Below are 21,535 nucleotides of genomic sequence, written 5' to 3' on the forward strand. Positions count from 1 at the left end.
GCGGGGGCGGCCGGGAGGGTTCCCCCGGCCGACCCCGCCCCGTTCGTTCCTCGGGTCAGGAACCCGCCAGTTCCTCACGGACCGTACGGGCCGCGGCGACCAGGTTCTCCAGCGACGCGCGGGTCTCGGGCCAGCCGCGGGTCTTCAGCCCGCAGTCGGGATTGACCCACAGCCGCTCCGGCGGAATGGCCTCAAGTCCCTTGCGCAGCAAGGCCGCCGCCTCGTCCGCGCTCGGGACACGCGGTGAGTGGATGTCGTACACGCCGGGCCCTGCCTCACGCGGATAACCGTGCCCGGACAGCTCGCGGGCCACCTGCATGTGCGAACGGGCCGCCTCCAGACTGATGACGTCCGCGTCGAGATCGTCGATGGCCTGCACGATGTCGCCGAACTCGGCGTAGCACATATGGGTGTGGATCTGCGTGTCCGGCCGGACCCCGGCGGTGGTGAGCCGGAACGCCTCCGTCGCCCAGGCGAGATACGCCGCCCGGTCCGCCGCGCGCAGCGGAAGCGTCTCGCGCAGCGCCGGCTCGTCGACCTGGATGACCGAAGTCCCCGCCGCCTCAAGGTCGTTGACCTCCTCCCGCAGGGCGAGGGCGACCTGCCGGGCGGTGTCGCCGAGCGGCTGGTCGTCGCGGACGAAGGACCAGGCGAGCATGGTGACCGGCCCGGTGAGCATGCCCTTGACCGGCCGCGAGGTGAGGGATTGGGCATACGTCGTCCAGCGGACCGTCATCGGTTCGGGGCGGGAGATGTCGCCGGCCAGGATCGGCGGGCGGACGTAACGGGTGCCGTAGGACTGGACCCAGCCGTGCTGCGTGGCGAGGTAGCCCGTCAGCTGCTCGGCGAAGTACTGGACCATGTCGTTGCGTTCGGGCTCGCCGTGCACCAGGACGTCGAGGCCGGTCTTCTCCTGGAAGGAGATCACCTCGCCGATCTCCGCCCTGATGCGCTCCTCGTACCCGGCCGTGTCGATCCGGTTCGCCCTCAAGTCGGCGCGAGCGGTGCGCAGTTCGGCGGTCTGCGGGAAGGAGCCGATCGTGGTGGTCGGCAGCAGCGGCAGCCCGAGCCGCGCCCGCTGGGCGGTGGTCCGCTCGCCGTACGGCTGCGAACGCCGGGCGTCGGCCTCCGTGACGGCGGCGGTACGCGCCCGTACGGCGGGGTCCCGGGTGATCGGGGAGCCCGCGCGGGAGGCCAGGTCGGCCCGGTTCGCGGCCAGTTGGGCGGAGATCGCGCCGGTGCCCTGGGACAGGCCCTTGGCGAGCGTGACGATCTCTCGCGTCTTCTGCCGCGCGAACGCCAGCCAGCGCAGGATCTGCGGTTCGATGTCCCGTTCGGCGGCGGCGTCGAGCGGGACGTGCAGCAGCGAGCAGGAGGCGGCCACATCGACCCGGTCGGCGAGACCGAGCAACGTGCCCAGGGTGGCAAGGGACTTGGTGAGATCGTTGACCCAGATGTTGCGGCCGTCGACCACGCCGGCGACCAGCCGCTTCCCGGGCAGCCCGCCCACCGCGGCCAGGGCGTCCAGGTTGGCGGCGGCGGCCCCGGTGAAGTCGAGCGCCAGCCCCTCCACCGGAGCCTTCGCCAGCACCGGCAGCGCGTCGCCGAGCCGGTCGAAGTAGGAGGCGACCAGCAGCTTCGGCCGGTCCGTGAGCGCGCCGAGGTCACGGTAGGCGCGCTCGGCGGCGTTCAACTCGGCCGGGGTCCGGTCCTGGACGAGCGCGGGCTCGTCCAACTGCGCCCACTCCGCGCCCGCCGCCCGCAGATCGGCGAGTACCTCGGCATACACGGGCAGCAGCCGGTCCAGCAGCGTCAGCGGATCGAAGTCCGCAGCGACTCCGGGCGCGGGCTTGGCGAGCAGCAGATAGGTGACCGGGCCGACGAGCACCGGGCGGGCCGTGAGACCCAGCGCGAGGGCCTCACGGAATGCGCCGACCTGCTTGTCCGAGTCGGCGGTGAAGACGGTGTCGGGCCCCAACTCGGGCACCAGATAGTGGTAGTTGGTGTCGAACCACTTCGTCATCTCCAGCGGCGCCACGTCCTGGGTGCCGCGCGCCATCGCGAAGTACCCGTCCAGCGCGTCGAGTTCGACGGCGGCCCGGTGGCGGGCGGGGATCGCGCCGACCATGACGCTGGCGTCCAGGACATGGTCGTAGTACGAGAAGTCGCCGGTCGGCACTTCGTGGACACCGGCCTCGGCCAGCTGCCGCCAGTTGGTGCGGCGCAGTTCGGCCGCGGTGGTCCGGAGGGCGTCGGCGTCGACGCGGCCCTTCCAGTAGCCCTCGACGGCCTTCTTCAGTTCCCGGCCCTGTCCCTGACGGGGGTAGCCGTACACGGTGGCCCGTGCTGCCGCGGCTGCGGACTTCGCTGTCACGGAACTCTCCTTCGCGAGCTGTCTCCCTGAGATCCCGGGACGGGACGCGAGCGCGAAGGAACGTCAGACCGGACGGACGCACGGTCGCCGTGCCCGCCGATATGTACGCCGACCCGCCCACGAGGTCACCGGGATTCCGCGCACGAATGCCTCGTACGCGGGCAGTTGGCAGGTCTTCGGACTCGCGGGCACACCCTCCGTCGAACCGGAGGACACCTACTGGCCGTCGCTTCCCAGGTCCTGTCGCGGACCCAGTGCGTATGACGGCGGTCGTTCCCACTCACCGCTGCGGGGCAGTCCCGGAATCTCACCGGGTTCCCTCTTGCGACGCATCCCGCCTGGCGGACGGGGGCGAACCAGCTGCGTCAGCCAGCGTATTACAGCTGGTCCCCCAGGGTGGCCGGCTCGGGAGGATGCGGACCGCCGCCGTCCTTGACGTCCTGCTCGCAGGTCTGTGACTGGTAGGACTGGTCATTGGGGATCAACAGCACTCCGGCGACCTGCGCGGGGTGCTCGACGGCGAGCCAACTGTCGCCCGTGTTGTCGCCGTTCGGCCCGAACGCCTCGGCCGAATAGACCGTCTCGCACAACAGGGCCACGCGCTTCTTGTCGACCGCGCAGACGTCCAATGCGGGGCCGTTGAACTCGTCGGCGCCGTAGAAGCGGTAGTGGAAATGGACTTGGTCACCGGCCGAGGGCCGCTGCGGGTGCGGCTCAAGGCGCCAGTCGACGATCTCGGCGGAGGCGCCGGGATACCGCCCGTCGACGTCCTCGACCCGTACTTTGACAGCGGCCCTGCCGCGCTTCGCGGTGGTGTCGGAGCAGCCCCAGGTGGAGGAGCAGCCGGACACGGCGAGAAGCGCCATCACCAGCGCAGCAACGGCGAGTAACCGTGCGGGAATCACTCGGACGACCTCCGGTCACGGTGGGTCAGCTGGGCCGGGATCCAAAAGCCCGCAGGATCTGTTCGGCGGCCAGGGTCGCCGTCAACTCGCCCTCCCGCACCCGCCGTTCGAGCTCCGGCGCCAGTGAGCGTACCGTCGGATCCGCGTGCAGTCGGCCGAGGAGTTCGTCGCGGACCATCGTCCACGTCCAATCCACCTGCTGCTCACGGCGTTTGGCGGCCAGGCGGCCGGTGGAGTCCAGCAGCGACCGGTGCTGTTCCAGGCGCTCCCAGACCGTGTCCAGGCCCGTGCCCTCGCGGGCGCTGCAACTCAGCACCGGCGGGGTCCAGGCCGCGTCGACCGGGTGCATCAGCCGCAGCGCGCCCGCCAACTCCCTTGCCGCGCCCCGCGCGTCGCGCTCGTGCGGGCCGTCCGCCTTGTTGACGGCGATGACGTCCGCCAGCTCCAGGACGCCCTTCTTGATGCCCTGCAACTGGTCGCCCGTGCGGGCCAGGGTCAACAGCAGGAAGGAGTCGACCATGTTGGCCACGGCGGTCTCGGACTGGCCGACGCCGACCGTCTCGACGAGGACGACGTCGTAACCCGCCGCCTCCATGACCACGATCGACTCCCGCGTCGCTTTCGCGACGCCGCCGAGGGTGCCCGCGGTGGGGGAGGGGCGGACGAAGGCCGCCGGGTCCACGGCCAGGCGTTCCATGCGGGTCTTGTCGCCGAGGATCGACCCGCCGGTCCGGGTGGACGACGGGTCGACGGCCAGCACCGCGACCCGGAAACCGAGCGAGGTGAGCAGGGTGCCGAACGCGTCGATGAACGTCGACTTGCCCACGCCCGGCACACCGCTGACCCCGATGCGCCGGGCCTTCCCGCTGTGCGGCAGCAGCTCGGTCAGCAACTCCTGTGCCATGACCCGGTGTTGGGGCTTGGTCGACTCGACGAGCGTGATGGCGCGGGCCACCAGCGCCCGCTTGCCGTCGAGTACGCCCTTCACATAGGTGTCGACATCGATCACGGGGTGTGCCCGAGGTCGGTGGCCAGCCGCTCGACCAGGTCGTAGGCCGCGTCCGGGATCACCGTCCCGGGCGGGAACACGGCCGCCGCGCCCATCTCCAGGAGCGTGGGCACGTCCTGCGGCGGGATCACCCCGCCGACCACGATCATGATGTCCTCGCGGCCCTCCTCGGCGAGGGACTCCTTCAACGCCGGTACGAGGGTGAGGTGTCCGGCGGCCAGCGAGGAGACCCCGACGACGTGCACGTCCGCCTCGACGGCCTGGCGGGCCACCTCGCCCGGGGTTTGGAACAGCGGGCCGACGTCGACGTCGAAGCCGAGGTCGGCGAACGCGGTGGCGATCACCTTCTGGCCGCGGTCGTGGCCGTCCTGGCCCATCTTGGCGACCAGGATGCGCGGGCGGCGGCCCTCGGCCTCCTCGAACTCGGCCACGAGGGCGCGGGTGCGCTCGACGGACGGGGACTCGCCGGCTTCGGTGCGGTACACACCCGAGATCGTACGGATCTGGCTCGCGTGCCGCCCGTACACCTTCTCCAGCGCGTCGGAGATCTCACCGACCGTCGCCTTCGCGCGGGCCGCGTTCACGGCCAGCTCCAGGAGGTTGCCGCTGCCCTCGGCCGCCCGGGTGAGGGCGTGCAGCGCGTCCTGGGTGGCCTGTTCGTCGCGCTCGGCGCGCAACCGCCGTAGTTTCTCGATCTGTTGGGTGCGGACGGAGGAGTTGTCGACCTTGAGGACGTCGATCTGTTCGTCGGTCTCCACCCGGTACTTGTTGACGCCGATGACCGGCTGGCGTCCGGAGTCGATGCGGGCCTGGGTGCGGGCCGCCGCCTCCTCGATGCGCAGTTTGGGGATGCCCGCGTCGATGGCCTTGGCCATGCCGCCCGCCGCCTCGACCTCCTCGATGTGCTGCCAGGCCCGGCGCGCGAGGTCGTACGTGAGCTTCTCGACGTACGCGCTGCCGCCCCACGGGTCGATCACGCGGGTGGTGCCGGACTCCTGCTGGATGAGGAGCTGGGTGTTGCGGGCGATGCGGGCCGAGAAGTCGGTGGGCAGGGCGAGGGCTTCGTCGAGGGCGTTGGTGTGCAGCGACTGGGTGTGGCCCTGCGTTGCCGCCATCGCCTCCACGCATGTCCGCGTGACGTTGTTGAAGACGTCCTGCGCGGTCAGCGACCAGCCCGAGGTCTGTGAATGGGTGCGCAGGGAGAGGGACTTGGCGTTCTGCGGGTCGAACTGCTTGACCAGCTTGGCCCACAGCAGGCGGGCGGCCCGCATCTTGGCGATCTCCATGAAGAAGTTCATGCCGATCGCCCAGAAGAAGGACAGCCGGGGTGCGAACGCGTCCACGTCCATCCCCGCCTCCCGGCCCGCCCGGATGTACTCGACCCCGTCCGCGAGGGTGTACGCGAGCTCCAGGTCGGCCGTCGCACCCGCCTCTTGGATGTGGTAGCCGGAGATGGAGATCGAGTTGTAGCGCGGCATCCGCTGTGAGGTGAAGGCGAAGATGTCGGAGATGATCCGCATCGACGGCTTCGGCGGATAGATGTAGGTGTTGCGGACCATGAACTCCTTGAGGATGTCGTTCTGGATGGTCCCGGCCAACTTCTCGGGCGGTACGCCCTGTTCCTCGGCGGCGACAATGTAGAGCGCCAGTACCGGCAGCACCGCGCCGTTCATCGTCATCGACACGGTCATCTTGTCGAGGGGGATGCCGTCGAAGAGCTGGCGCATGTCGTAGATCGAGTCGATCGCCACGCCCGCCATGCCGACGTCACCGGTCACGCGCGGGTGGTCGCTGTCGTAACCCCGGTGCGTGGGCAGGTCGAAGGCGACCGACAGGCCCTTCTGACCGGCCGCCAGATTGCGCCGGTAGAACGCGTTGGACTCCTCGGCCGTGGAGAAGCCGGCGTACTGACGGATCGTCCAGGGCTGGTTGACGTACATCGTCGGGTACGGACCGCGCAGATACGGCGCGATGCCCGGGTAGGTGGCCAGGAAGTCCAGGCCCTCCAAGTCCTGCCCGGTGTAGAGGGGTTTGACCGCGATGCCCTCCGGGGTCTCCCAGAGCAGGTCGTCGCCGCCCGCCGCCTTCTTGACGGCGTCACGCCACTCGTCGGCACCGGCTTCGGCGGCCGGGGCCCCCAGCTCGATCCCGGAGAAGTCGGGGATGCGCCCCATCGCTGCCATCAGGACACTCCCATGCGGTCGAGGGTGGCGGACAGAACGGCCACGGCGTCGCAGCCCGCGAAGACGTAGGCGTCGACACCGGGATACTCCCCGGGACGGCCCGCGAGGAACACATGACCGGCACCGGCCGACCTCAACTCCCCGGCGACCGAAGCGGCTTGCTCCTCGTACAGGGAGTCGCTCGAGCACAGGCAGGCCTCGGTGGCCCCGCTGTCCGCGAACGCGCCCTCGGTGACGGGCTCGATGCCGCCCGCCTGGAACAGGTTCGAGGCGAAGGTGAGCCGGGCGGTGTGCGCGGCGGCCGGGCCGAGAGCCGCCAGGAAGACGCGCGGCCGGGAGCCGGTCGCCGCGAGGTGGGCGTCGGAGCGGGCGCGGAGTTCTTCGTAGGCCTCGTCGCGGCGCACGCGCGGCAGGCCGCCGGACGGGGCGACGGGGGCGGGGGCGCGGTCCGGGAGGCGTTCGGCGAGGTTCGGGAACTCGCTTACGCCGGTGATGGGTTCGCGGCGCTTGGCGAGCTTCGCGCTGCGGGCCGCCCAGGTGGCGGCGAGGTCCTCGCGGAGACTGCCTGAGGCCAACACGGCTGCCTGGCCGCCCTGTTGCTCGATGTGCTGGAAGAACTCCCAGCCCGCGTGGGCGAGTTCGTCCGTGAGCCGCTCCACGTACCAGGAGCCGCCCGCCGGGTCGATCACCCGGGACAGATGCGACTCCTCGACCAGGATCGTCGAGGTGTTGCGGGCGATCCGGCGCGCGAACGCGTCCGGGAGGCCCAGCGCGTGGTCGAAGGGCAGCACGGTGACGGACTCGGCGCCGCCCACCCCGGCGGCCAGCGTCGCGACCGTCGTGCGCAGCATGTTCACCCACGGGTCACGGCGGGACATCATCACCGGCGAGGTCACCGCGTGCTGCACCTGTCCGCCCGGCGCCCCGCACACCTCGGCCACCCGGGCCCAGAGCCTGCGCGCGGCCCGCAACTTGGCGATCGTCAGGAACTGGTCGGCGGTCGCCGCGTACCTGAACTCCAGTTGCCCGACGGCCTGTTCGACGCTCAGCCCGGCTTCGGTCAGCTCGCGGAGGTACGCGACACCGGTCGCCAGCGAGGCGCCCAGCTCCTGCGCCGCCGAGCCGCCGGCCTCGTGATACGGCAGCGCGTCCACGGTCAGCGCGCGCAGCCCCGGGTACTCCTCGGCGCAGCGCCGGGCGAGTGCGGCGACCGGCGTCAAGTCGAAGGGATCCGCTCCGGTGCGGGCCGCGAAGCCCAGCGGGTCGGCGCCCAGGTTGCCCCGGGCGGCCTCACGCGCGATGCCCCGCTCCTCGTACAGCCGTAGCAACTCGGCCGCGGCGGAAGCGACTTCGGGACCCGCGTCGAGGACGACGGGTGCCAGGTCGAGATAGACGCCGTCGAGGACCCGGCCGAGCGAGGCGACCGGGATGCCCTGCTCGCCCACGGCCAGCCACAGCGAGGTGACGCCGTTCTCCAGGTCGCCGAGGACCGCGGAGTTGTCGGGGGTCGTGTGCCGCTGCCGTACGCCCCAGCCGCCGAGGGTGTTGCCCTCGGCCCGGCCGCCCCGTACGAAGGGGGCGAAACCGGGGAGGCCGGGTTCGGGCGCGGAGTCGTCCGCGGTGTACAGGGGACGGGCGAGGAGCCCGTCCTCCAACGAGGTGGACAGAGCGTCTTCCGCCGCCGCACCCGAGACTTCCCTGCCCGACTTGCGCAGTACGCCTTCCACCAGGCGTTGCCACTGCTCATGGGTCGCGTCAGGGAACTCGGCGGCCAGCGAGAGCCCGTCGTCAGGCAGGACCGTCATGCTCGGATGCTAGGGCAAACGTGCAGGTGAGCAGCAGAGGACGCGGCTGTGACCTTGACCTCCCTTTGCGGTCTAGACCACTCTGGGGTTCGTGACTACAGCCCGACGTCCCGTCGGCTCATGTCGTCCAGCGACTCGCGGCGGACCAGGACGCGGGCGATGCCGCCGGCCACCGCGACGACCGGCGGGCGGCCGACGAGGTTGTAACCGGACGCCATCGACAGGTGATAGGCGCCGGCCGCCGGTACGGCGAGGAGGTCGCCGGGGCGTACGTCGCCGGGCAGCGGCACCTCGTCGGCGAGGACATCGCCCGCCTCGCAGTGCCGGCCCACGACCGTGACCGGTCGCGGCGGCGCGAGGGCCGGGCGGCCGATCAGCCGGGGCGCGTACCGCACGCCGTACAGCGCGGGCCGCGGGTTGTCGCTCATGCCGCCGTCGACCGCGACGAACGTACGGTCGCCGGTGCGCTTGACCGCCAGCACCCGGTACACGACGACTCCGGCGGGGCCGACGATCGCCCGCCCGGGTTCGAGGGTGAGCCGGGGCACGGGCAGCCCGGTGCGGGCACAGCCGTCCTCCAACTCGGCCCGCACCCGCCCCGCGAGGACGGAGATGTTCAGCTGCTCCTCGCCGGGGCGGTAGGCGATGCCGTGCCCGCCGCCGATGTCCAACTGCGGGAGGGTGACGCCGTGTTGGTCGCGGATGCGGGCCAACAGCCCGACCATGCGGCGCACCGCGGCGACGTACGGCTTCGTCGTGGTGATCTGCGAGCCGATGTGACAGTGCAGGCCGACCAGTTCCAGGTGCGGCTGGTCGAGGATCCGGGTGACGGCGTGCTGCGCGGAGCCGTCCGTGATCGACAGGCCGAACTTCTGGTCGTCGGTGCCGGTGCGCACCTTGACATGCGCGCCGGCCGCCACGCCGGGCACCACCCGCACCATGACCTTCTGCCGGCTGCCGGCCGGGGTGATCGCGGCCAGCCGGGCGATCTCCGAGGCGCTGTCGACGACGATCCGGCCGACCCCGAGCCGGAGCGCGGTGCTCAGGTCCTCCGGGCTCTTGGCGTTGCCGTGCAGCACGATCCGCTCCGGCGGGAAACCGGTGGTGACGGCGAGCGCGAGTTCACCCGCCGAGCACACGTCGAGGCCGAGGCCTTCCTCCTCCACCCAGTGGGCCATCGCCCGGCACAGGAACGCCTTTGCGGCGTAGACGACTTCGGCCTCCGGGAACGCCGTGCGATAGGCACGGCAGCGCTCGCGGACCTCCTGCTCGTCGAGGACGTAGACGGGAGTGCCGAAGCGGTCGGCGGCCTCGGCGAGCGAGACACCGCCGACGGTCAGGTCCCCGGCGGGGGCGGGGCGGGTGGAGCGGGGCCAGACGGACAGGTCGTCGGTGTCGGCGACCCGGACAACGGGGGCGTCCAGGATGGACATGGGCGGGTCTCCTCAGCCGATCAGCAGATTCAGACAGGCGACGGCGGCGGCTGCGCCGGTCACCCGCAGGGCACCGATGTGCTGCGGATGCCGGCGGCGCCACGAGTTCTCGCGCTCGCGGACCGTGGCCGCGGTCCGGTCGGCCGCCGGGGCGGAAAGCGAGGGGTCGACGGTGAGGGCGGTGACGCCCAGGGGTGCGGCGAGGGCGCGCAGCGCGGGTTCGGAGAGCCTGATGGCGGCCTGGTCGGGGCCGAGGGTGGCGGTGAGCCTCGCCGCCGAGGTGAAGCCGACGGCTGTACGGCCGCCGAGCGCGGTGCGGAAGTACCGGGCCGTACAGCCCGCGGGCCCCGACCGGACGGGCACGTAAAGAAGTCCGGCCGGGACGGGTTCGGCGGGGGATTCAGAGGGTTCGGCTGGAGACATCGTCCGGCTCCTTGAGGGAAGCAGTGTGCGCGGTACGGCCGGTTCGGCCGGGGCGCTCACTCGAAGCTATGCCCGGGCGATCGGGGTCCGGGACGGTCGCTGACGGATGCTTGACGGCGGGCGCCGCACTCATAACGCCCCGCTGACGAGGGCGGGAACCGCCGGTCAGCGCCCGCCGTCCGTCAGCTCGCGGGCGTCGACCGCCCGCCGCAGGGCGATCCGCCGGTGCAGGGCGGCCAACTCGCCCTCCAGCGGCGAGGGCGGCACCGTCAGTACCGGACAGCCGGCGTGGGCGACGCAGTACCGGGTGACCGACGGCCACAGGCCGCGGAGCGCGCCCCGGGGGCCCGCGCCGATCACCAGGAGGTCGTCGGGCCGGTCGGCGGTGTCCACCAGCGCGCGGCCCGCCGTACCCCGCACGACCAGCCCCTGGAACGGAACCCCGGGACCCGGGTCGCCGAAGGCCGCGTCGACGGCGGCCAGGAGTCGTTCGCCGGCATCGCGACGGAGGTCGGCCAACGGCAGCGCCAACGGCGAGCGCCGGTGGGCGAGTTCACCGCCGGGCAGCTCCCAGGCGAGTACGGCCAGCACCTCGGCGCCGGTGCGACGGGCCTCCCGCACGGCCCGGTGCAGTGCCGCGAGGCTCCCCGGCGAACCGCTCACTCCGACCACGGCACGCAGCCGCCCGGCACTGCTCATCGTCGCTCACTCCTCGCCGTACGACAGACTTCTCCAGCCCATCGAAGTGCGGGGGAGAGTCGGCGTATTGCCGTGTTGGCGATGGTCTGACGCCGGAGGGGCGGTTCTTGACGCGCCCGTGACGCGGTGGCGGTGGTGGCCGGAATTGATCCCTCAACTCGCCCTCCACCGCACGCCCGTGTCAACGAAGTTGCGGCCACTGGCAAAGCGCGGGGCAAGAATCGCCGCCGCGGACCACCCCGTGAGACGCGATGACCGTCTGGCAACGCACTGTTCACTCAGGAGCCGCCGGGAAGCGCCAGGGTGCGGACGTTGTCAGCTCAACTGCTCGCCAGGGAGGGCATCATGACCGCACAGACAGAGACACCGGACGGTTCGGCGCAGTCGTCCGAGGGGGTCAGCCGACGGCACGCGCTGGGTCTCCTCGGTACGGCGGGCGCAGGCGCCGCCGTCACCCCCTTGCTGGGAGCAGGCACGGCACAGGCCGCCCCGCTGGACGCCCCGGCATTCCACCTCACCGCGGACGCCTCCGGCGCTTCGCCGGTCCAGGGCCTGCACCTCACCTTCGGGGCGGACCCGCGCACCCAGATGACGGTGTCGTGGATAACCGACAGACCGGTGTCCAAACCGGTTGTGCGCTACGGCACGCTGGAGCACGGCTTCGGCTCCAGCGCCAAGGCCCGCACCGTCACCTACGTCGACGGCACCTCCAGCCGCACCGTCTACGTCCACCACGCCGCGCTGAACAGGCTCACCCCGGACACCGACTACCTCTACCTCGCCACCCACGAGGGCGCGACGCCCGACAGCGGTACGTTCCGCACCGCCCCGCGTGGCCGGAAGCCGATCACCTTCACCAGCTTCGGCGACCAGTCCGCCCCGCAGGTGACCTGGGCGGCCAACGGCACGGTCGGGCTCGACGCGAACTCCACGCCCGCGACGAAGGACATCGTCACCGGCATCGAGCAGGTCGCCCCGCTCTTCCACCTGCTCAACGGCGACCTCTGCTACGCCAACCTGGACGTCGACCGGGTGCGCACCTGGAACAACTTCTTCACCAACAACACCCGTTCGGCCCGCTTCCGCCCCTGGATGCCGGCGGCCGGCAACCACGAGATCGAGAAGGCCAACGGCCCGATCGGACTCGGCGCCTACCAGACCTACTTCGACCTCCCGTCCACCGAGACCGACGCCGAACTCGCGGGCCTCTACTACGCGTTCACGGCCGGCTCCGTCCGGGTCATCGTGCTGCAGAACGACGACAACTGCCTCCAGGACGGTGGTGACGTCTACATCAGCGGCTACTCCGGCGGACGCCAACTCGCCTTCCTGGAGAAGGAGTTGAAGGCTGCCCGGTCTTCGCGCGACGTCGACTGGGTGGTCGTCGCCATGCACCAGGTGATGGTCAGCTCCACCGACGCCAACGGCGCCGACCTGGGCCTGCGCCAGAAGTACGGCCCCCTCTTCGACCGCTACGGCGTCGACCTGGTCCTCTGCGGCCACGAGCACAACTACGAGCGCTCCCTCGCGGTCCGCGGAGTCGTCAGCGGCACCGAGACGCTTACCCCCAACCCGATCTCCACGGCCACCGACAACATCGACACCGGCCTCGGCACCGTCCACATGATCCTCGGCGGCGGTGGCGTCTCGGGCACCACGAACCAGAGCTTCTTCAAGGACGGCACCGGCAAGGTGATCACGTCCGTGTCGGCGACCCCCGGCTCCAACGGCAAGCGCACCTCCACCTACGCCAAGGAGGAGGCGGTCTGGATCGGAGTCCGGGACACCGACCACCCCTACGGCTTCGCCGCGTTCACCGTCGACCCCGGCTCGCACCCCGGCGACACCACCCGCATGCACGTGACCTACTACAACGTGAACAAGCCCAACGGCGACCTGTCGGTGTTCGAGAACTTCACCCTCCACCGCAAGCGCTCGGACGGCAAACGCTAAGCCTCAGCCGGAGCGGTCCTGGTCCTCGCCCGGCAACCAGTGCAGGGCGAACCAGAGTTCCATCCTCGCTCCGGGGTCCTGCAGGTCCACATCGAGCAGTTCGGCCACCCGTGCCAGCCGGTGCCGCACGGTGTTCCGGTGGACGTGCAGGGCCGCCGCCGTACGGTCCCAACTGCCGTGCAGCGTCAGCCAGATGCGCAGGGTCTCGACGAGGACCGGCGCGCCGGGCGAACCGGCCTCGTCGAGCGGGGCGAACCGGGTGCGGGCCAACTCCCGGGCGTCGGCGGCCGGAACGAGCCCGTGGACGGTGAGCGGATCCCTGGTGTGGACGACGGCCGGCACCTGCGCCGCGAGCGCGCGCTGCAGGGCACGTCCGGCCCGGACATCGGCGTGCGCCAGGTCCGAGGCCGGCACCGGCGCACTGAACCCGAGCACCCAGCCCAAGTCCGCCGCCTGCGCGGGCACTTCGGGCCGTACGTCCGGTGCACCGGGGATCAGCGCCTTCAGCTCGGGGCCGTCGACGTAGAGATACGGGGTGCCCAACGCGGTGCCCAGGGTGGCGAGTTGAGCCGGATCGTCGCCCGGGGACGGTGCAGTCGCGTACCGGCCGTGGACCACGACCCAGTGTCCGGCGCCCTCCGTCGTACCGGCGGGCGTGAGCACGGGCGCCACGTCGGCAGGGCTCGCGCCCAGCATCAGCCGTACCAGCGCGCCCGCGCTGTGCGTGTCGGTGCCCAGGGCGTGCCGGGGACTGGTGAGCAGGGCGAGGAGTACGGCCGCCGTGCCGGTGACCTGGCGGTGCACCAGGGTCGGGGCCGTGGTGGAGGCCTGGCCGAGGGCGAGCGCCATCGCGGTGCCGTCGGCGCCGGGCAGGGTGTGCACGGTCAGATGGACACCGCCCTCGTGATCCGCCGCGGCGGCCGGTGCGGACCGCCCGGCGGACCCGGTGCGGACCCGGGCGAGGGTCCGCACGGCGAGCTCGCGCACCCGCCCCGGTGTGGGCGACGCGGGCCGGGCACCGGCGCTGAACAACTCGTTGCCCCGGGCGTCGTGCAGCACGGCCCAGGCGCCGGTGTGCCCGCTGAGCTGGGCGAGCACGGCCCGCAGCGCGTCCGGCCGGGCAGCCGCCGCGGCCAGCGCCGACTGGGCCCGGGAGATCTCGCGCAGCTCACGGTTGCGGGCCTCGGCGATCGCCGCGTACGTGGCCTGCCCGACTGCCACGAACGGGGTCGCGGGCGGCAGCCGTAGCAAGGGAAGGCCGTGGCGGTCGCAGGCGGCGACCAGCTCGGCCGGGACCTCGTCGTGCACGGGCGCGACCCCGAAACCGAGCGCGCTCACCCCGGCCGCGACGACCCGCCGTACATACGTGTCGACGCCCTCCGCGTCGAGCGGCAGCCGCACCCCCGCGGTGAGGAGCAGTTCGCCGCCCACCAGGTACGGCGACGGGTCCTCGATCTCCGTGGTGCCGACCGTGCTGACCAGCTGATCCCCGGCAGGACCGGCGATTCGGCGCAGGCCGAGAGCGGGGTCGGCGAGCAGCACGCTCAGCGGCACGGAGGGCTGCTCGGACTCGGTCATGAGGGGACATCCTCCCGACCCGGCGGTGCCGTGCGGGACTGCCGGAATCATCCAATGGGCGACTCCATATTGGACAGAACCGTCACTTCGACGCCAGTGCGAACGCCGATAGCGTCGTCCCACTCCCAGGGCACCACCCCTCGAACCCGGAGGTCTCCGATGACCGTCGACTACTTCGTCATGGCCGCATACCTGCTGGGCATCATCGGCGTCGGCTGGTGGGGCAGGAAACGCGCCGCCTCCAAGAGCGACTTCCTGGTCGCCGGACGCCGCCTCGGCCCCCTCATGTACACCGGCACCATGGCCGCCGTCGTCCTCGGCGGCGCCTCCACCATCGGCGGCGTCCGCCTCGGCTACACCTACGGCATCTCCGGCGCCGCCATGGTCTTCGCGATCGGCCTCGGACTGCTGGCGCTGAGCATCTTCTTCTCTGCCCGCATCGCCCGCCTCAAGGTGTACACCGTCGCCGAGATGCTCTCCCTGCGCTACGGCGACACCGCCGCCGTGATCTCCGGCGTGGTGATGTGGATCTACACGCTGATGCTGGTCGTGACCTCCACGATCGCCTACGCCAGCGTCTTCGACGTCCTGTTCGACGTGCCCCGCTGGGTCGCCGTGGTCGTCGGCGGCACGATCGTCGTCGGCTACTCGGCGCTCGGCGGCATGTGGTCCATCACCCTCACCGACATGGTCCAGTTCGTGGTCAAGAGCCTCGGTGTGCTCGTCCTGCTGCTGCCCATCGCGGTGGTGAAGGCCGGCGGCTTCGGTGCCATGGCCGACGAACTGCCGCACGGCTACTTCTCGTTGACCTCCATCGGCGGCCAGACCATCCTCACCTTCGTGCTGATCTACACCTTCGGCATGCTCATCGGGCAGGACATCTGGCAGCGGGTGTTCACCGCCCGCTCCGACAGAGTCGCGTCCTGGGGCGGCACGGTCGCCGGCGTCTACTGCCTGGTCTACGCTCTCGCGGGTGCCGTCGTCGGCATGGCCACCAAGACGCTCTACCCCCAACTGTCCAGCGCCGACGACGCGTTCGCGACGATCGTCCGGCACGCCCTGCCCACCGGCATCCGGGGCCTGGTGCTGGCCGCCGCGCTCTCCGCGATGATGTCCACCGCGAGCGGCGCCCTGATCGCGTCGGCGACCGTCGCCAACAACGACATCTGGGCCCGCCTGCGCAAGCGCACGGCCACCGGCTCGAAGGACGACGAGATCGGCTCCAACCGCCTCGCGATCGTCGTCCTCGGCATCGCTGCCATGGGCATCGCCTGCGCCCTCGGCGATGTCATCGAAGCCCTCACCGTCGCCTACAACCTGCTCGTCGGGGGCCTGTTGGTGCCCATCCTCGGCGGCCTCGTCTGGAAGCGCGGCAACCTGCCCGGCGCTATGGCCTCGATGATCGCGGGCGGCACCACGGTCATCGTCTTCATGGTGACCGACGGCCTCCTCGCCAACGAGCCCATCTACTACGGCCTGTTGGCCGGCCTCGTCGCCTACCTGGCCGTCAGCCTCCTCACCAGGCCGACCGAAGAGTCCGTCGTCCAGGCCTGGCACCGCCGCCTGGCAGGCGAACCGGCGCCCGCAGCACCGGAGTTGAGCGTGGCCTGACCCGCCGTACCGGAACCCCCCCACTCGCACCCGCACGTGCCGTGTCCCGTCGAAAGGTCCCCATCCCCATGTCCTCGGAAGAACACTGGCTGCGCCGCGAACTCGCCGCCGTCTACCGGCTCGTGGCGCACTTCAGGATGACCGACCTGATCTTCACCCACATCTCGGCCCGCCTCCCGGGCCCCGAACACCACTTCCTGATCAACCCCTACGGCCTCCTCTTCGAGGAGATCACCGCGTCGAACCTGATCAAGATCGACCTGTCCGGACACCCCGTCGAGGAGTCCCCCCACCCGGTCAACCCGGCCGGCTTCGTCATCCACAGCGCCATCCACGCCGCCCGCCCCGACGCCCACTGCGTCCTGCACACCCACACCAGATCCGGCTGCGCCGTAGCCGCCCAGGAGAGCGGCCTGCTCCCGCTCAACCAGATCTCCATGGAGTTCTACGGCAGGCTCGGCTACCACGACTACGAGGGCGTCGCCCTCAACCTCGCCGAACAGCGGCGCCTGGTAGGCGACTTGGGCGGCCACCCCGCGATGATCCTGCGCAACCACGGCCTGCTCACCGTGGGAGAGACCCCCGCGCAGGCGTTCCTGCGCATGTACTACCTCGACAAGGCCTGCGAGATCCAGACCACCGCGACCGCCACGGGCACCCGGCTCCGCACCCCCGCCCCCGACATCTGCGAACTCACCGCCCGCCAACTCACCGGCGAGGACGCCCACTCGGACCTCCAGGACGACAAGGCCTACGACCTCGCCTGGTCGGCACTGCTCCGCATGGTGGAGCGCATCGCCCCGGACTACAAGGACTGAGCTGCCGAGTTCCGGCGCCGGTTGGTCGACTCACTTGGCGGAGGCGGCAGTTGACCTGGTGTCGGCCCCGGTGGCCTTCCGGCAGGGGACCGCGGTGTGCGGACCGAGGAGTTCCGCGACGCGGGTGTGGCCGCCACGCTGGGCGTCGGTCAGGGCGGTGCCGCCCCAGCGGTCGGTCGCCGCGGGGTCGGCACCGTGCGCGAGGAGGTAGCCGGTGACCTCCACATGGCCCTCGGCCGCGGCGAGGTGCAGCGGAGTGCGGCCGTCGTAGTCGCCGGTGCTGATGTCCGCCCCGGCGGACGCCAGCCGGCGGACCTCGTCCAGGTCGCCCTGGCTGGCGGCCCAGCACAGGGCGACGACACTCTCTACGGAGCTCTGGTCACGGCGTTTGCGGGGGTCCTTGCGCCGGGAGGCGCGCGTGACCGACGCATGAGGACGGACCTCGAACTTCTTCACGAGCTGACGGCAGAATTCGATTCCCCGTACCGAATTGCCCAGTTCGTCCAGCCTGGGGGACCAGACGCAGATCCCCATGAGCCCGGGGACCACCACCATGAGCGCGCCGGATGCCCCGCTCTTGGCCGGCAGACCGATGGTGGAGGCGAACTCGCCGGAGAAGTCGTACATCCCGCACGAGGACATGAGGGAAAGGCAGTGCTGGACGGTCTCCCGGCTGAAGACCCGGTCGCCCGTCAGCGGGCACACCCCTCCGTTGGCGAAGGTGGCGGCGACCACCGCCAGCATGCGCGCGTCCAATTCGATGGAGCAGCACTGGAAGTGGAACTCCAGCGCCTGCAGCGGATCCGTGCCCGGAGGGAAGGCATTGCCCTCCCGCGTCGAATGGCCGAGCGCGACATTGCGGTCGGCCGTCTGCCGTTCGGAGAGGTAGACGGAGTTGTTGAATCCGACCCGCCTGCCCCCGGCCAGCCGCTGCCAGGTCTGCGTCACGTGGTCGAAGCGGTCCGCGAGTGACAGCTCGGGACGGATCAGGAAGCTCTGCCCACTCGGTTCCCGCCCGATGTGCCGGTGCGCGACATCGACGCCGTGTTCCTCCAGCGCCATGCAGTAGCTGACGGTCGTGGACACCGACCGGACGCAGAAGGGCACATCGACGTCCCCCACGCTGTGCCGCTGGCCGTCGACGGTGCACAGGGAGATCGCGAGCTGTTCCGGGTCGATACGGGCGAGTTGGGGAATGCAGTCGGCCACCCGGCCGTCGCGCACGGGTAGCAGATCGTGGTGGATCCGGTCGATCTCCTCGGTGAGCGACGGGAAGTCCGGAACGATGAGGGAATTCTGCATCGCCCGCTGCAGCAGACCGCTGTGATGCTGGATCAGGGCCACGAATTCCGGGAATCCCATTTCCCGCTCGCCGTCGCCGTCGCCGTCCTGCGTCGCGTCGAGGATGCCCTGAATCCGGGGGTCGTCCTCCAGGATTCCGGTGGCACGGAGATTCCTGACGAGTTCCGCACGGGAGAGTGTCTGGCTTCCGTCGTCGTCGAAAGCGTCGAAGAGAGCGCGGTACGCGGCTTCGAAAGGGTTCGTTCCGGACGTGGGATCGGGATTTTCCCTGGGGCGGGTCGTGGACGCCATGCGGCTCACCTCGTAGCAGAAACAGCGGATCGCAGAACATTACGATCGTTATGTTCCATCTTGGAGAGGGCAGGCGCCGCTGCCCAGAGCGCCATCACCCGTTCGGGTGGGGCGTGCGGGAGTGCGAGGGGAGCGGGCCTACGCGGCGGACTTCGGTCCGGGAGCGCGGTCGAGCAGGGTGCGGGCCCGGTCCAGGCAGCCGTGCGGGTCGGGGGTGATCTGGAGGGCGGGGAGCAGGAAGAGCCAGAGGTCGGTCACCGCCTGCTCGACGTGCCTGCGGTCGTCCAGGGCGTTGGACACGGTGTGGGTGCCGAAGAACCCGGCGACGATGACCCGAGCGGCCCGCTCGACATCCGTGTCGGGGGCGATCTCACCGTTCTCCCTTGCGGCGTCCAGGAGTTGAGCGACGGTTTCGATCCAGCCCACGAACGGCTGCGGCAATTCGGCGGGGATGGATCTGCTCTCGTTCGAGAGCCTGTTGCCCGCCCGCACGATCACGTTGTCGCGGAACTCGCGCGCCACCGCGAGGCTGAGGCCCACCAGCCGGTCCAGGACGGGGCCGTCGAGCGAGGCCCAGCTCTCCACCAGCCTCGGCCATTCACCGAAGTGGGCCTCGAAGACGGACGCGGCCAGGCCCTCCTTGCTGCCGAAGTGGAAGTAGATGGCGCCACTGGTGTAGCCGCTCCTCCGCGCCACGTCGCTGATGCTCGTCCCGACGTATCCATGCTGTTCGAACAGCACTGCCGCCGCCGCCAGAACGGCCTGTCGGGTGGCTTCCGCGCGTTCTTGCATCGCCCTCAACGACCCTTGCCCTTCACGCCGAATCGTCTTTTCAGGCGAATCTATCGGACGGTGCGGCATTTCTTATCCGCACCCGCAAGAATCACGCATTCTATTATTTTATGAAGGAATCAACCGGGTCTCCCCCCTTCGGTACGGCGGCCGTGCCGACGCTGAGCTGGGACCGCTCCGTGCCGCGGAATCTCGTCCACCGGAAGTCGATCGCGGAGGTCCTGCTGACCGACGGACACGCGCTCGGCGAAGGGCGGTATCTGCTCGCCGCGCAGTGGTCACGCTCCCACACCACGTTCCGGCCCGGATCCGGCGACCGGCACGACCCGCTGCTGATCGCCGAAACCCTCCGGCAGGGGTGCCTCTACCTCTGTCAGCGCTTCCTGGGCGTCCCCATGAGCAGCAGGGCCGTCATCAAGACCATCGGCTTCCGGCTCGACCCCGCCACCGAACCCGTGGTCGGCTACGGCGCGACCGACGTGACCTGCCGCGCCACGGTCCACGACGTCCGTCGCGTCGAAGGCCTCGCCCATCCCGTCGCGCTCAGTCTCCGGCTCGAACTGGCGGTGGGCGACGCCGAGTTCGGCAGCGCCGAAGGCCGGGCCCGCATTCTCACCGAGGACGAGTACAGGGGGCTGCGAGGTGCCCGGGCCGGTGCGCTTCCGCCTCCCGGCGAGGACATCCGGCGACTCGCGCCCGCCGCCGTGTCGGCCTCCGCCTCCGGCGGTGTGATGGTGGCCCGGGACGGAACCGGCTCCCTGCGGGTGGCGCCGGCCGACCTTCGCCATCCCCTGTTCTTCGACCACCCCAGCGACCACATCCCCGGCATGGTCCTCCTGGAAGCCGCCCGGCAGGCGGTATGCCTCACGAGCGGCGACACCTCCGGCCGCCTGACCGGCTGCCGCATGACGGCCGCCCAATTCACGGACTGGGACCCGCCCGCGTACGTCGCGTGCGAACCCGCGGAGGAGGGCTGGGAGTTCGACGTCACGCAGGGCGGTGCGGTGACGGCTTCGGGGGTCCTGTGGTGGGAGCCGGTCCCGGACAACTGAGCTGGTGGCGTGGTGCGTTCAGTGACGCGGTACCAGCACGTCGACGGGGGCGGAGTGCCCGCCCGGCGCGGGTGTCCGGACATCGCCGCCGCCGTCCTTGTCGCCGTCCGGACCGGCCGGCGGCTGCAGCCGGGTCCACAGTTCGTTCGCCGCGAAGTGCAGGACGTTGACCACGACGATGGCGGGGGCGACGATCGCCACCGTTCGGGGAAAGGCCGGTTTGAGGGCCAGGGCCAGGATGACCGCCGTCACACCGTTCTGCTGGCCCAGCGCCAGGGAGACCCGGTCGAAACGGTCCAGGTTTCTGGCGATGACCCACCCGACGACCACCTGCGCGCCGAAGGCGGCCACCCCCAGCGCGATGCCGGGCACCGGCTCGATGCCGTCGAGGAGCAGCATGCCCAGCGCGAAGAGCGCCGTGTAGTAGGCGGCGCGCAGCAGCACACCGAGCACCGGCAGCAGCGGGCGCGGACGGTAGAAGAGACCCATGACCGCCACGCCGAGCATCAGCCCGTACACACTGGCCGCCGCGAGGAGCCCGCCGAGCACCAGAAGGCAGGCCAGGGAGCGGAGCGGGGAATCCGGCCGCCCGCCCCGCTGCACCAGGAACCAGGCGAGTGCGGCCACCGCGACCAGCCCCACGTTCCCCGCGGTGGTGAGCGCGTACGCGGTGGGCGACACCGGCAGCGCGGAGGACGCCGACGCGCCGTCCAGGGCGTTCAACGCAACCGGAGCCAGATACGCGGTGAGCAGGATGGTGACGGGATCGTCGAAGGAGGACCAGATGGACAGTACGGCCTTGCCGCGTTCGGACATCCTGGACCGTGAGCGCAGCGCGGCCACCGACAGCGGGTCGATCTGGGCGACCGTCACCGCGAGGATCATGTACGCCGGTTGCCCGACGGCAAGCCACAGCACCGGCGCGATCAGCGCGGCCTTGGCCAGCACACCCACCGTCACCGCGAGGAGCAGCGTCCGCAGATCGCCCTGTGCCTCGGCGAGATCGATGCCCGAGGTCGAGCCGTAGAGTCCGACGGCGAGCAGCGCGGAGATGGCCAGCGGGTAGGCCGGGGAGTGGGTCACGGAGGCGATGCCCGTGACGGAGGACAGGAGCCAACCGGAGCCGAGCACCACGAACATGATCCACAGATGACGTGCGGCTGTCGGTGTGCGGGTCATGGCTCGCTCCGATCCGGCGGACTCCCTACGGCGATGAGCGTCTCAGCATTGGGTCGCGTGCCGGGGCCGAACGCCCGCGGTTCGCACCTGCGGCTTACCCGCGTGAACGAATGGTCATCCTTGTCGCC

Annotated in this window: 16 protein-coding genes and 1 riboswitch; of the genes, 4 read left to right on the forward strand and 12 right to left on the reverse strand. The window is 71.0% G+C overall.

Going from position 1 to position 21,535, the window contains the following annotated elements; genetic code table 11:
• Positions 1–55: 55 nt before the first annotated feature.
• The 8 genes from metE to OC490_RS04445 all read right to left on the reverse strand — a co-directional run bounded on the left by metE (position 56) and on the right by OC490_RS04445 (position 10,831).
• On the reverse strand, positions 56–2,374 hold the full coding sequence (metE, locus tag OC490_RS04410) for a 5-methyltetrahydropteroyltriglutamate--homocysteine S-methyltransferase (protein ID WP_262056448.1): 2,319 nt from the start codon (positions 2,372–2,374) through the stop codon (positions 56–58).
• Between the two features lie 149 nt (positions 2,375–2,523).
• Positions 2,524–2,750, reverse strand: a riboswitch (cobalamin riboswitch).
• A 1-nt stretch (position 2,751) separates the two neighbouring features.
• Complete coding sequence (locus OC490_RS04415) at positions 2,752–3,240, reverse strand: hypothetical protein (RefSeq protein WP_262056449.1); 489 nt, start codon at positions 3,238–3,240, stop codon at positions 2,752–2,754.
• Between the two features lie 64 nt (positions 3,241–3,304).
• On the reverse strand, positions 3,305–4,288 hold the full coding sequence (meaB, locus tag OC490_RS04420; protein ID WP_262056450.1) for a methylmalonyl Co-A mutase-associated GTPase MeaB: 984 nt from the start codon (positions 4,286–4,288) through the stop codon (positions 3,305–3,307).
• A complete protein-coding gene (gene scpA, locus OC490_RS04425; RefSeq protein WP_410098540.1) occupies positions 4,285–6,471 on the reverse strand; it encodes a methylmalonyl-CoA mutase in 2,187 nt (728 codons plus the stop codon). Before scpA ends, meaB begins: the two co-directional genes overlap by 4 nt.
• A complete protein-coding gene (locus tag OC490_RS04430) occupies positions 6,471–8,276 on the reverse strand; it encodes a methylmalonyl-CoA mutase subunit beta (protein ID WP_262056451.1) in 1,806 nt (601 codons plus the stop codon). Before OC490_RS04430 ends, scpA begins: the two co-directional genes overlap by 1 nt.
• A 95-nt stretch (positions 8,277–8,371) precedes the next feature.
• A complete protein-coding gene (gene lysA / locus OC490_RS04435; protein WP_262056452.1) occupies positions 8,372–9,709 on the reverse strand; it encodes a diaminopimelate decarboxylase in 1,338 nt (445 codons plus the stop codon).
• 12 nt (positions 9,710–9,721) lie between these two features.
• Entirely contained in the window at positions 9,722–10,132 is a 411-nt protein-coding gene (locus OC490_RS04440; protein ID WP_262056453.1) for an SAV_915 family protein, read from the reverse strand.
• Between the two features lie 165 nt (positions 10,133–10,297).
• Positions 10,298–10,831: a universal stress protein gene (locus tag OC490_RS04445; RefSeq protein ID WP_262056454.1), complete on the reverse strand. Its 534-nt coding sequence runs from the start codon at positions 10,829–10,831 to the stop codon at positions 10,298–10,300.
• 345 nt (positions 10,832–11,176) lie between these two features.
• On the opposite strand from OC490_RS04445, the gene OC490_RS04450 reads away from it, so the two are divergent.
• A complete protein-coding gene (locus OC490_RS04450; protein ID WP_262056455.1) occupies positions 11,177–12,784 on the forward strand; it encodes a purple acid phosphatase family protein in 1,608 nt (535 codons plus the stop codon).
• A 3-nt stretch (positions 12,785–12,787) separates the two neighbouring features.
• Here OC490_RS04450 and OC490_RS04455 read toward each other — a convergent pair whose 3' ends face one another.
• On the reverse strand, positions 12,788–14,362 hold the full coding sequence (locus OC490_RS04455; protein ID WP_262056456.1) for a PucR family transcriptional regulator: 1,575 nt from the start codon (positions 14,360–14,362) through the stop codon (positions 12,788–12,790).
• A 159-nt stretch (positions 14,363–14,521) separates the two neighbouring features.
• Here OC490_RS04455 and OC490_RS04460 point away from each other — a divergent pair, with 159 nt between their 5' ends.
• Together OC490_RS04460 and OC490_RS04465 are read left to right on the forward strand one after the other, a co-directional pair.
• Positions 14,522–15,973, forward strand: a complete 1,452-nt coding sequence (locus tag OC490_RS04460; RefSeq protein WP_262056457.1) for a sodium:solute symporter — start codon at positions 14,522–14,524, stop codon at positions 15,971–15,973.
• Between the two features lie 68 nt (positions 15,974–16,041).
• Positions 16,042–16,791, forward strand: a complete 750-nt coding sequence (locus OC490_RS04465; RefSeq protein ID WP_410098542.1) for a class II aldolase/adducin family protein — start codon at positions 16,042–16,044, stop codon at positions 16,789–16,791.
• A 30-nt stretch (positions 16,792–16,821) separates the two neighbouring features.
• Here the strand turns inward: OC490_RS04465 and OC490_RS04470 are convergent, their stop codons facing one another.
• The gene (locus tag OC490_RS04470; RefSeq protein WP_262056459.1) at positions 16,822–18,384 is read right to left on the reverse strand and encodes a glutaminase; all 1,563 of its coding nucleotides are present in this window, start codon (positions 18,382–18,384) and stop codon (positions 16,822–16,824) included.
• A 138-nt stretch (positions 18,385–18,522) separates the two neighbouring features.
• Positions 18,523–19,176 (reverse strand): ScbR family autoregulator-binding transcription factor, encoded by a 654-nt coding sequence (locus tag OC490_RS04475; RefSeq protein ID WP_262056460.1) that lies wholly within the window; start codon positions 19,174–19,176, stop codon positions 18,523–18,525.
• Positions 19,177–19,286: 110 nt separating this feature from the next.
• Here OC490_RS04475 and OC490_RS04480 point away from each other — a divergent pair, with 110 nt between their 5' ends.
• Positions 19,287–20,228: a ScbA/BarX family gamma-butyrolactone biosynthesis protein gene (locus OC490_RS04480; RefSeq protein ID WP_262056461.1), complete on the forward strand. Its 942-nt coding sequence runs from the start codon at positions 19,287–19,289 to the stop codon at positions 20,226–20,228.
• Between the two features lie 18 nt (positions 20,229–20,246).
• Here OC490_RS04480 and OC490_RS04485 read toward each other — a convergent pair whose 3' ends face one another.
• Positions 20,247–21,407: a hypothetical protein gene (locus OC490_RS04485; protein WP_262056462.1), complete on the reverse strand. Its 1,161-nt coding sequence runs from the start codon at positions 21,405–21,407 to the stop codon at positions 20,247–20,249.
• Between the last annotated feature and the right edge of the window lie 128 nt (positions 21,408–21,535).

The sequence above is a fragment of the Streptomyces sp. STR69 genome (genome assembly GCF_024519455.1).
Lineage (GTDB): Bacteria > Actinomycetota > Actinomycetes > Streptomycetales > Streptomycetaceae > Streptomyces.